1 protein-coding gene is annotated in these 602 nt (G+C 52.0%); it reads right to left on the bottom strand.

All coding sequences use genetic code 11. From position 1 onward, the window contains the following. The coding region (locus tag KK062_RS29920) for a TonB-dependent receptor (protein WP_254088061.1) at positions 1–602 on the bottom strand (602 nt) is incomplete at both ends.

Below are 602 nucleotides of genomic sequence, written 5' to 3'. Positions count from 1 at the left end.
CGCGCGATACGTGATGGTATTCTGCACACCACCAAAACAACGTACACCCAGGTTCCGCGTTAACTGCCGATCATCCGCATCAATGAAATTACTGCCATCGCGGTCTTCAAATGTATATAAGCCTGTTTCCGGATCCACTCCAGTGGAATGTAGCCGCTTGACAAGCCCCATGGACTTTCCAACTACGTAGGTATTGGCATATTCTGAGTTTCCCAGGTCATCGTATTGTACCAGCCTGGATCGTGGAAACGATACATTCACCGCGGCCGACCAGTTGAGCTTCTCACGGGCCACCGGAACGGCCGTAACCAGCAACTCGAGACCCGAGTTCTGTACCACCGCAGGCTGGTTGTCCACGACATAGGAGAACCCGGTATAGTCTGGCAGGTTCCAGCCGACCAGCTGCTTAGACGTGCGATTGCGATACAAAGCAGCATCGACCACAAGCCGGTTATTCCAAACCCCGACGTTCAGGCCCACTTCGAGCTTGACAGTTTTCGGCCACGAGTACTGGGGATTATAAAGACGTACGGGATAGATCGAGGATTGACCGGGATATTGGTAGTCGGTAGGCTTATACGTAGACATAAACTCATAATCAC

Origin of the sequence: Dawidia cretensis (assembly GCF_018598175.1) — a bacterium.
GTDB classification, from domain to species: Bacteria; Bacteroidota; Bacteroidia; order Cytophagales; family Cyclobacteriaceae; genus Ohtaekwangia; species Ohtaekwangia cretensis.
The sequence above is the reverse complement of the archived record's forward strand: the minus strand, read 5'-3'. Positions and strand labels throughout refer to the sequence as shown.